The 9,524-nt window shown below is 68.5% G+C and carries 11 protein-coding genes and 1 pseudogene; all 12 read right to left on the bottom strand.

All coding sequences use genetic code 11. The annotated features are described in order from the left end of the window. Nucleotides 1-104 precede the first annotated feature (104 nt). A complete protein-coding gene (gene cas2 / locus G7A99_RS13750) occupies nt 105-425 on the bottom strand; it encodes a CRISPR-associated endonuclease Cas2 (protein ID WP_163141071.1) in 321 nt (106 codons plus the stop codon). A gap of 3 nt (nt 426-428) precedes the next feature. Then, nucleotides 429-1,223, bottom strand: a complete 795-nt coding sequence (locus G7A99_RS13745) for a hypothetical protein (protein ID WP_163141068.1) — start codon at nt 1,221-1,223, stop codon at nt 429-431. Beyond that, on the bottom strand, nt 1,207-2,190 hold the full coding sequence (cas1, locus tag G7A99_RS13740) for a CRISPR-associated endonuclease Cas1 (protein ID WP_163141065.1): 984 nt from the start codon (nt 2,188-2,190) through the stop codon (nt 1,207-1,209). The genes G7A99_RS13745 and cas1 overlap by 17 nt, the downstream gene beginning before the upstream one ends. An 18-nt stretch (nt 2,191-2,208) precedes the next feature. Continuing rightward, on the bottom strand, nt 2,209-2,490 hold the full coding sequence (locus tag G7A99_RS13735) for a CRISPR-associated endonuclease Cas2 (RefSeq protein ID WP_163141062.1): 282 nt from the start codon (nt 2,488-2,490) through the stop codon (nt 2,209-2,211). Between the two features lie 80 nt (nt 2,491-2,570). Beyond that, a complete protein-coding gene (gene csx16, locus G7A99_RS13730) occupies nt 2,571-2,870 on the bottom strand; it encodes a CRISPR-associated protein Csx16 (protein ID WP_163141059.1) in 300 nt (99 codons plus the stop codon). Beyond that, nucleotides 2,867-3,778, bottom strand: a complete 912-nt coding sequence (cas6, locus tag G7A99_RS13725) for a CRISPR system precrRNA processing endoribonuclease RAMP protein Cas6 (protein WP_163141056.1) — start codon at nt 3,776-3,778, stop codon at nt 2,867-2,869. The genes csx16 and cas6 overlap by 4 nt, the downstream gene beginning before the upstream one ends. Further along, on the bottom strand, nt 3,778-4,980 hold the full coding sequence (csx2, locus tag G7A99_RS13720; RefSeq protein WP_163141053.1) for a TIGR02221 family CRISPR-associated protein: 1,203 nt from the start codon (nt 4,978-4,980) through the stop codon (nt 3,778-3,780). Before csx2 ends, cas6 begins: the two co-directional genes overlap by 1 nt. Nucleotides 4,981-4,983: 3 nt before the next feature. After that, nucleotides 4,984-6,195: a type III-B CRISPR module RAMP protein Cmr6 gene (cmr6, locus tag G7A99_RS13715; RefSeq protein WP_163141050.1), complete on the bottom strand. Its 1,212-nt coding sequence runs from the start codon at nt 6,193-6,195 to the stop codon at nt 4,984-4,986. A gap of 3 nt (nt 6,196-6,198) precedes the next feature. Then, nucleotides 6,199-6,615, bottom strand: a complete 417-nt coding sequence (locus G7A99_RS13710; protein ID WP_163141047.1) for a type III-B CRISPR module-associated protein Cmr5 — start codon at nt 6,613-6,615, stop codon at nt 6,199-6,201. Continuing rightward, nucleotides 6,612-7,523 carry a type III-B CRISPR module RAMP protein Cmr4 gene (cmr4, locus tag G7A99_RS13705; protein ID WP_163141044.1) on the bottom strand — a complete coding sequence of 304 codons (912 nt, stop codon included), beginning with the start codon at nt 7,521-7,523 and terminating at the stop codon, nt 6,612-6,614. Before cmr4 ends, G7A99_RS13710 begins: the two co-directional genes overlap by 4 nt. A 12-nt stretch (nt 7,524-7,535) precedes the next feature. Next, a complete protein-coding gene (locus G7A99_RS13700) occupies nt 7,536-8,684 on the bottom strand; it encodes a type III-B CRISPR module-associated protein Cmr3 (protein WP_163141041.1) in 1,149 nt (382 codons plus the stop codon). 2 nt (nt 8,685-8,686) lie between these two features. Next, nucleotides 8,687-9,524 (bottom strand): annotated as a pseudogene (locus G7A99_RS13695) (type III-B CRISPR-associated protein Cas10/Cmr2); the annotation flags it as partial.

Here is a 9,524-nt window from a genome sequence, read left to right as displayed (position 1 = left end):
GGTCTTAATCCCTTTTCCAACAGGGCACCGTTCAGACTGCTGGCTCTATAAAACGCTTATTGATCAGAGTCTTGCAGACGGGGTTGGAACAACCAGCCCTCTGCTCAGAGTTGAGAACCGCTCTCATCTCGTTGCAGCCGCAAGCCACTGATATTCAACCCCTCTGGTAGTGGACTCCGACCCTGAAAGTGTATCGTCCCCCTAGACTGCATGCTATAGATACGGACGTCATCTGCGCGGTCGTCGATACGCTCGCGCAGCTCGGCGATCAGCGCTTTTCTCAGGGCGGGCGTAAGCCGGCAGTAGAACACGCTGTACTGCAATGGCAGCCCCCAACCACGCATACAGCGATGAACTCTTCGCAGACGCTTCGGGTCACGAATGTCGTAACACACCAGGTAATTGCCACTCCGGTCGTCGCCCATCGCTCACTCCTGTCCGGAGGCGCCTTCAATACGATTCCAGCTGCTGTGGTACTCGTGGGCGAGGGCGCGTAAGTGGCGGTCCAGCTGCCTCGGTAGCGCGGCGACCGTACGTAACTCGAAAAAACGGGTCAGCTCCCGGTCCGTCACGTGCCGAGGCTGCTCGCGCCTCCAGCGGACATAGGCCCAACAACTCGTCAACGAGAGGCACTGATGCAGCGTCCGGAGCAGATCGCCGCCGTGCTCCGCGAGGGCGCGGACGACCGGCTGGAGTCCCTGGCGGGCGAGTTCCGCCTGAATCCAGGCGTGGAGCTTACCATCCAGGCGGTGACGTTCCTGCTCGACCGGTACGCCGGGCACCATCACCCCGAGGTAGGTCATAAGCCGGTCGTAACCACGCTCGAAATCCCCCCTCAAAGTGCGCCGAAACACGACGCTCCAGGCGTGGCGACGCTGGGCGTCCTGCCACCAATGAAACGGACCAAGGCCACCGTGTTGCTCGATGATACCGGCAAGTTCACGGGCCGATCGGTTTTCGGCGGGATTGGCATGCTGCATTATCGCGCGCATGCCGCCGTCACGGCCCTCGAAATGGACGACTCCTCCCCGGGCCACTATTGCGAGGCACGCCTCGAGCAGGCCGCGATCGCTGCCACGAACCACGACCCGTCCGACACGGCTCAACGGGATGTAAGCAGGCGCCGAGTCCGGTGTATCCATGCGAAGCGCACCACTGTCCAGCCTGACCTCGGTCGAATCGGCGTCGACGTACACGGTCTTCGCATCATCGCGGCGCATCATTTCCCCCGGCCGCTGCCCCCGGTATGTCGGACAGATCCTGGCAGGCCCTGGCAAAGTGTCGTGCGATCCGGAACAACCAGCGCCGATGGAGGCGGGCGCCGCCCTCGTACGCACGGAAGAACGCCTCGCGCCCCGATTTGGCGAGTAGCACTCCGCTCTGCGAGCTGGCGAAATTGTGCTCGCTGAGTTCCCTTTCAGCGAACAGCCGCCAGACCAAGCGTTCCGCTCGGGTGCGGGCGACCTCTGCGAGGTCGCAGGCGAGGGAGTCCCGGCCGTAGAACGGCTCGTGGAGCACCCCCAGTGTCGGCTCGAGTCCATTCGCTGACACCGCCTTTAGGGCGTCACCGTGGACCAGCGTGTATGCGAGAGAAAGGGCCGCGTTCACCGGGTCCCGTGGTGGCCTGCGATTGCGCTGCTCGAAGCACAGGCTCGCCGGGAAAAGGGTCCTGTAACCACGGAAGAACGTTGCCGTGGCCGCCCCCTCCCGGCCCCGAAGGCCCGACGCCGCCACCCCCTGCGAACGGATCCCGGCCATTGCCATGTGCAGATCACTCAGGGCGCCTCCCAGGGGATGTCGCAGGTCAGGCCGCGTACGCATTGCCGCATTCAGCAGCCGGCGCTGTCCGGCAAGGCGCAACCAGACCAGCCGTCTCGCCCACTCGGTCTTCAGTGCGACATTCGTGACGAGACGGTATTGGCCAATTCGCCGACCAACGTCCCCGTGGCCATGGGCATTCAGGAACGTCCCCCGACGCCCGCCCCGTCCGGGCAGGATGGTTACGCCACTGCCGTTCTCGGCGAGACGGGTCAAGAGACGCGCGCTGAGCTGAACGTCACCCACGACGACCAGACGTTCCACGAGCGACAGCGGTACGGACCGCGGTGTCGCGTCCGGCTCTCGAACGACCATTGCACCGCGGTCGAACTCCAGGCGAGTCCCCCGACGATCGATGTAGAGCGTTCCCACTTCCAGTCCTCCTGCCCCCTACCCGAAATAGAAGAAGTCCGGGTCAACGGGGCGTACCGCCTGGCCAAGCGTGGCCAGTGGTTTGCCGGGTTCCAGCGGGATGACGGCAAAGACGTCTTCCGATAGGTCCAGAACCGCCGCCATCTCGCTATGCAGGCCTTTACGCTCCTGGGGGGTTAACCAGCACTCGTAGGCGGATTTCTGCCCGCCACTGGCATAGCCGCGAACCACGCGGACCGCCTTCGCAAGACGCTTTGGATCGCGAACGTCGTAGGCGGCGAGGAAGAGCTTGCGGTGCACGGGCGACTCCGGTCGATGGCGTTCGATTCAACATACCGTGCACCGCCGACCGGGCCGGGCATGGGAAGATTCCGGCGCCGCTACGGCACGGGGATGCGTTTCGCGGCAAATCGTTGCAGGCAGGCGCCCAGGTGTTCGAGCTCATCCGCGGAGAGCTCCGTGCCACGGCGTTCCGCCGGCACGGGGATAGTGAGGTGGAGGTAGTCGACGCCCCGTTCAGTGAGCCTCGCTATCAGCGGCACCGGGAGCGTACCGACCACCGTGTCGCCCTTTGCCGGTCGTGCCGGATCGAGGTGCGCAACATGATGCCCCGCCCCGAAACCTCGGCGGGCTAACCATTCGATGGCACCGGGGTGGCGGGAAACGATCCAGGTAGTCATGCGCCGAAATGGTCTACACGGTAACGGCCGAGCCCCATGACGGCGCCCTTGCCTACGTGGGTCCACTGGCCGGCCCACAACCACGGCCAGAGCGGTTCCAGCTCGCCGGCGATGGTGAAGCAGCCGATCAGCCCGCCGATGGGAACCCGGCGCTTCTGGCGCGCGGAATGGCGCTCGCCGTCCAGCCACGACAGCCGGACGTCCCGGAGCGCGACATGGTCCCGGGCGTGGTCGACCAGGGTGCGGTAGTCCGCTTCCAGCGGGACCTCGGCGACCGCGTCGTGCAGGCTCGAGATCCGCCGCAGGAGTGCGCCGGCGAAGCGCTCCAGCGTGAACCGCTCCGGCCCCACGGGCTGGCCCTCGTGCTGCAGGCGCAGCGGATGCTCGAGGACGATGCGCGCCTTTCCGGGGGCCGGCGGGGTGCTGATGCCGTAGCCCTTCGCACTTACCGCGGGCTCGTGGGTGACCGTGTCCGGGCCGCCGGGCGGACGGACCCGGACGTCGGCGACCCGCATCGGGACCCCGTGTAGTTCCAGTCGGGAGAGAGCGCTTTCCGCCGCCTTGAGATGGGACAGCGCCGGCTGCGCGAGGATGCAGTCCAGCTCTAGTCTTTGCCCGGCGCCGTGCGTGCCTCCACCGTGGACCGGCGAGATCACGTAGGGACGCGGCGGATCACGGAAGCGGGGAGCGAGCCCCTGTGCCCGCGGCGCCGGCGCCGGCTCAAAGACGGCGCCGTAGGCGCAGCGCTGGCGCACGCGGCACCCGTCGCAGCTCGCGGCCCCGGTGATGCAGGCGTCCCGGCGCAGGCGGGCCCCAAAGGCACTGCGCCAGAGGACTCCGGGGTATTCCGGCAGCCGCACCGCAGCTTCGGGCTCGAAGGTGAGCCGGAGGGGGAGTAAACGGAGCATCAGCGGCGCGTCTCCGGAAGGAGTTCCGCGAGCGCCTGCGCGAGTGTGTCGCGCATCGACTCGGGAGAGTGCAGGGCCGTCTCGTCCAGCTCGCCCGCCTTTTCGCGGTGGCCATGGGTCAAAACGTTGCGCAGCGCACGTAGACGCTTGAACGGTCTCCAGTCGCGGTTCGACGGACCATTATCTTCGTACTCCTTCTTGGCCGCCTGGCGCGTCTCCCGGTCGTTGGGATCGGCATTCACCGGACCGGTCTCCTGCACCAGGCGCGTGACATAGGCCTCAAAACCGTACAGCGCCGCCCGCAGCAGGTCTCCGCGGTCGAGCGCATTGAAGGCATGGCCGCGTTGGCGCTGGTAGAGCTGGGGTTCGTCGACCCAGTCCGTGCGCGCCTCCAGCAGCGGCTGAAAAAGGGCGCCGGCGCCCGGTAAGGGGTGCTCCCGGAGGCGGGCCCGTGCATTGCGGAAATGCTTTCGGGCCAGCTGACCCTGATGGATGGTTTCCAGGAATCCGCCCCGCGCTATGTCGTCGGCCAGTGCCGGGTCGGGGATGAGCGCGGCTACCCCCCGGTAGTCCCCTGTGAGCTCGCTGCGCTGGAGCGCTTCCAGCCAGTCGGCGAAGTGGAGAAGGCCTGCGACGTTGTACAGCGTCGCGCTACCCGCCGATGCGTGGAGCATGGCGTACCAGATCGCGCGTATCGACAGCGCAGGGCGGCGGGCACGAAGGTAGAGAACAGCCATCACCATGAGCATGGGCAGGTGCCGGTACCCATGGGTGATGTCGAGGGAGAGCGAATCGGCGCCCTCGGTGGCGTCCAAGAGTACGCTGAGCAGCGCGACCTGCTCGGCCTCGTCGAGCCCTTCGGGGATCAGCCGCAGCTCGACCTCGTGACCGAGCGCCTCGGTGAGCGCCGCCGCGAGCACATCGAGCTGAGCGGGCGTGGCGGCCGCCTCGTCCACGCCCTGCATCAGCCCTTCCACCGTCTCATCGGGCAGGCTGATACTCCGGCCATCTGAGACCAACTGATCCCACATGCTGCCAGCGGTGCCCAGCACGACCAGGCGGTCCGGCCTCTCGTGGGCCGCCAGGCTGTAGCCCACGAACGCCGCGCGACGGCTCTGCCCGTCGGGGAACCGATAGTCCACCCTCTGATAGCCGTCGGCGGGCCGGTTCGTACGGCCGAGCAGGGTAATCAGCGTGTGCATGCGTCACTCCCCGAGGAACGAGCGGAGGCGGGCCTCGTGCTCGTCCAGTTCCGAAAGCCGGCTCTGCCGCCTTCTCCTGTTGCCAAGTTTGCGGACTTCCTGGCGCCGCTGCTCGAGCCATCGCCGCACCACGGTGGCGAATGCCGGGACATGCTCGTCGGGCACCTCGCCAGCGTCGAGCCGGTCCAGCAGGTAGCGGTATTCCGCCTGGTCGGGGTCCGCCTTACCCTCCAGCATCTCGGATGCCAGCCGCTCGCCGGCGGGCATTTCGGCGCGCTCGGCCTCCTTGCGGGCTTCTTCCGCCCTCTTGCGCCGATGCTCCTCTTCGTGCCGGCGCGCCTTTTCGTCGACGGCCATTTCGCCATAGCCTACGGCGGTCTTGGCGCCGAAGCCGAGCCAGGTGAAGGCGTGATCGAACAGCTCCTCCAGCACCGTCCTCCAGCGGTCACCTTCCAGCAGGCCGGGGGCGGCGGTTTCCAGAAGGGCCCGGTTGCACTGAACGGTGAACCGGAAGGCGCTCCCGGGCGGCACGGTTAGGAAGTGGATGGGCACGGGCGCGGCGTTGTCGTGCGGCGGGGTCCGGCCGGACCGGTCCTGGTGGTAGCCGCCGTGGTGCGGCGTCATGATCTCCCACTGCAGGTGGGCGCCCTCGGGCAACACGGGGAAGACGTCCCAGAAGAGCAGCGCGCCGCGGCGGCGTTCCAGACCTGCCGTTCTATCGTCGTCCGCACCCGCGGTCCCGAACAGGGCGTCGATCTCGGCACGGCCCCAGTCCCGGTCCGGGTTCTCGAACGCCCCGCCGGCGTCGAGCTCGCGCGCGGCCTGGCGGAGCACGCCCTTCACCGAGCTGCCGGGCAGGTAGGGCAGTCCGTACGGGGTGAGGAAGGCGAAGCCGTTCTCCAGCGGGTGCTCGATGCCCAGCCCGGTGGTGAACGGGGCGAGGCTCGTCCCCGGTACGGTGACGACCGTCGCGCTTTCGTCAACGGCGGCCTCCTCGGCGAGGCTGCGCTGGCGCTCCGCGAGGGCCTTCATGCGCGCCCGGTCATCGTCCGTGAGCCGGACGAGGTCGTCGCTGGCGCCGCCGTTGATCTTGGTCCAGTCGGCCTTCCAGAGGCGGAGGTAGAGGTAGAAGCGGTGACCCGGTGCGGCGTCCCGGAAATCCGTGCCGAGATACGCCGGTACCGCGGCCCGTCCCTGCTGCGCTGCGGTAGCCATGGGTCAGCCCTCCCCCTGCTGACGGGTCGGTGCGATCTGCCGGACCCAGCGGAGCCAGGCCATGGCCTCGGCGGTGATGGCCTGGAACTCCCTGGGCTCGGCGTTCATCAGGGCATCCATGAACGGCCCGTAGCCGGGATCGGCCGGCTCGCCAGCCTGGCGGCCGAAACGCTCCGGGAACTGTCCGGCCAGCCAGCGACGTAGGGCAATGCCGAGTGTCAAGTGATGATTATCCATGCGACGAACCCCGGACGTCTCCGCCTTTAGGGCCTTGTCACTAACGAAGGCGGCCGTCTGCATGAGGCCGCTGTTCATGATCAGTGCGGGCATCGCTTTAGCCAGGTTGACGAACTCGGGCGAACAGCTCTGCGAGATCGTCCAAGCGTCGGCGGCACGGCGTTGCTCCAGGGTCATCGTCATTGCTCACCCTCCACGATCCGGGTCATGACCAGGCCGCGGCCGGTAGTCGCGTCACCGCCGAGCTGCAGCAACCGCTTGCCGTTAAGCGCTGTTTGCATTTGCTGCATCACCGCGGCCGCATCCATTTCGCCATCGCCGGTTCGCTCCCGGGAAGCCATCAGCGGGGCAACCAGCAGCGACTCGGGGGGCAGGTTCTCCGCGTAGAACAGCCCCCCCTCGGCGGCGGTGCCCGTCTGCGGGTCGATACGCACGTGCGGCTCCACCAGCGTGGCGTTCCGGCTGAAGTAGTCGAAGTCGGTGTCGGACAGCACCACGAGGTCCCGGGCCAGCTTGTCGCGGAAGTACCGGTGACCCTCGTCCCCGCCGAGGGCGCTCCCGGCGAGCCAGTCCGCGATCCGCTCGATGCCGGAATCCGCCTGCGCCGCGTATTCAAAGACCTCCAGATGCAGGCGCCCCCCGTCGCCCACCAGAGCCTCGCTGCCCGCGGCGGTCGTCAGGCAGTCGCCCTCGGGCACCTCCGGGACGGGCCAGTCGGCGCTGATGCCGGTGGCGGCCAGCAGTCGCATGAGACGCGAGAGGGCCATGGGGCAGGTGGCGTAGACATAGCCCTGACGTCGCGCCCGGACCGGGAAGGCCACGAGTTGCGCATCACCGAAGCTGACCGCACCCGCATGGAGTTTTTCGCTCCGCGGCGCCGGTCCGAACAGCTGATCGGCCTTGTCGGCGTCGCCGCCGAGTGCGCCGAAGCCGTGTCGCACGGCCCCCTTGATCCCGGAGCCGGCGAAGCTCGGGTGGCCGGTGTGGGCCTCGCGCTGGATGGGGCTGTCGATCACGCCCGTGGCGGAGCCGGCGCCCATGTGCACGGGGCTGACGCAGTAGAGGAACAGGGCTGCAGTTTTCTCGAACATCGTGATCGTCCTTCACGCGTTGGCGATGGCGAAGCGGTTGAACCCTTCGGCGCGCCGCATCGGGTCGTCATTGTCGGGGGTGAGCCCCCAGAGGCCCGTTTCGGCAAGTTTTCGCAGGGCACCGGTGTCACCCTGCAGCAATTCCAGCCAGTACACCGATCCGGCGGGGGCGACGCGCACGGCCGGCTTGGGGCGTTTGTTGGCCAGGTCCCAGCCGCTGATGACCCCGCCCCGGGGAACGCTCGCGGCGGTAACCCGTGCACGCAGGCCGTTAGTGGTCCAGAGCCCGTCCGCGGACAGCCCGGGTAGCCGCCAGCCGTCCGGGAAGATCCCCGGGCTGGTGAGCACGATCCGGCAGCGGCCCGTGGCCTGGATGGCGGCGAGGTCGGGGGTCGGTTCCGGTGGCGGCTCGACGGTGGCGATGCCCGCGCCCCGGCCGTCGCCGCCGAGGCGCAGCACGCCGCCGGCGGGGAGCGGGCCGCCGCCGCCAACGCCGACCAGGAACCCCGTTTCCGGCTGACGGCACAGGCGCAGCGCGTCGGTGGTGTAGAGCTGCCCTTCGACGGTGCTCCGCCGGTTGTGGTCCAGCTCGATGCCGAGCCGTCGCTCGGTCTCCCAGAGCCGGCCGCTGTGGATCAGGTCGCCTCCAGCGAGCTCTTCTCCGCGCAGGTAGCGTTCCCATCCGGAGGCGGTGAGCCAGTAGCCGCCGCGGGGCTTGCCGCGTTCGTCGCGTCGCAGCAGCGGCGCCTGCTCCAGGGGCAGGCTCGCGGATACGCCCGGCGGCAGCGCCCGGGGTTGAAGGCGGTGCGGTTCCGGGGGGCCGGCCGCTTCGTCCTCCAGGAATACCTCCACGTCCGCGGGTACCGGCCGGAGTGGCTCGACCCCGTCGCGGTCCCGCCGGGCGAGAGTGACGGACTCGATGGTGAAAGGGCCCGGGCGGTCCGGGGCGCCCAGCACTTCGGTGATTGGCGCGTCGTCGTGCTCGCCGTTTGCGTATCGCGCCGGGTCCACACCGGCGTCCACCAGCATGCGGCTGCGCAGGGCGCCGGCGAACACCGACGGCCAGGGCGGCATCAGGCCCTGGCCGCCACCGTCGCCGAACAGCCGGTTACCGCGCAGGTGGAGCACGTCCAGGGGCTGGATGAACCGGTATTCGGTCATGGTCAACTCCTCGTCTCCCGGGCGAAGAATTCGGCGATGCCCGTGAGGTTCGCAATGCGTTCCCGAATGGCCTTCGCCTCTTGCGGCGTCTCGTCGCTCACAGGGTCTCGAGTGCCGAGTTTGGCCAGTCGGCGGGAATGGATGGGCTGCCCCTTGTCCTCGAGGCCCTGGCGCTGGAACTGGTGATGCAGCACCGCCTCCAGGTATTCGCGCACGCCATCGCCACCGCCGAGGGATGCAGGCTCCGGCAGGTCCGTCAGCCAGTTCTCGACGTTGTAGGCCGCGCGGCGTGAAGCCTCGGGGTTTTCCCGCAGATCCTTCGCCAGCTCGCGCAGGACAGTCATCTCGTCGGCGTTGTCCTCGGCGGCGGATGACCAGCTCGCCGTGTGCCGCAACGCGCCGCCGGAACGCTTGAGCACGGACAGCGAGAAGGCGTCGCGGCCGCCTTCGTTCTTGGCGCGCTTCTCGGCGGCGCGCAGCTCCTCCAGGGCCGCGAGCAGGGGCGTCTGGTGGTGCACGACCACCGCGCCCATGGACGCGGTGGCCCGACCACCCATGCACAGGTGTATACGCCCCTTGCGCCGCACGAAGCCCGAGCCGAGCCAGTGGGTGTCACCATCCTCGCCGGCGCCCGCGTCCCCGGAGTACGCGAGCCGCAGGGCGCGCATGGCGCTCAGCAGGTCCGTGGTGGGCAGCATCGCCATGAGGTCGTCGCCGCCCGCGTAGAGCACGCGACCGGCGTGGCGTTCCTCGACGATCCAGCGCGCGATGACGCTGGAGAAGTCGTTGAGCGCGCTGGAGATCGCGATGTGCCGTCCGGGCGACACCGCGCGCGGGGCC

This window comes from Arhodomonas sp. KWT, from assembly GCF_010993615.1.
Note: the sequence above shows the minus strand (reverse complement) of the source record. Positions and strands in the feature narration are given on the sequence as shown.

Excerpts from the sequence above, each read along its gene's own strand:
- cas2 (WP_163141071.1), bottom strand. The coding sequence starts at position 425 with ATGGGCGACGACCGGAGTGGCAATTACCTGGTGTGTTACGACATTCGT.
- G7A99_RS13745 (WP_163141068.1), bottom strand. The coding sequence starts at position 1,223 with ATGATGCGCCGCGATGATGCGAAGACCGTGTACGTCGACGCCGATTCG.
- csx16 (WP_163141059.1), bottom strand. The coding sequence starts at position 2,870 with ATGACTACCTGGATCGTTTCCCGCCACCCCGGTGCCATCGAATGGTTA.
- cas6 (WP_163141056.1), bottom strand. The coding sequence starts at position 3,778 with ATGCTCCGTTTACTCCCCCTCCGGCTCACCTTCGAGCCCGAAGCTGCG.
- csx2 (WP_163141053.1), bottom strand. The coding sequence starts at position 4,980 with ATGCACACGCTGATTACCCTGCTCGGCCGTACGAACCGGCCCGCCGAC.
- cmr6 (WP_163141050.1), bottom strand. The coding sequence starts at position 6,195 with ATGGCTACCGCAGCGCAGCAGGGACGGGCCGCGGTACCGGCGTATCTC.
- G7A99_RS13710 (WP_163141047.1), bottom strand. The coding sequence starts at position 6,615 with ATGACGATGACCCTGGAGCAACGCCGTGCCGCCGACGCTTGGACGATC.
- cmr4 (WP_163141044.1), bottom strand. The coding sequence starts at position 7,523 with ATGTTCGAGAAAACTGCAGCCCTGTTCCTCTACTGCGTCAGCCCCGTG.
- G7A99_RS13700 (WP_163141041.1), bottom strand. The coding sequence starts at position 8,684 with ATGACCGAATACCGGTTCATCCAGCCCCTGGACGTGCTCCACCTGCGC.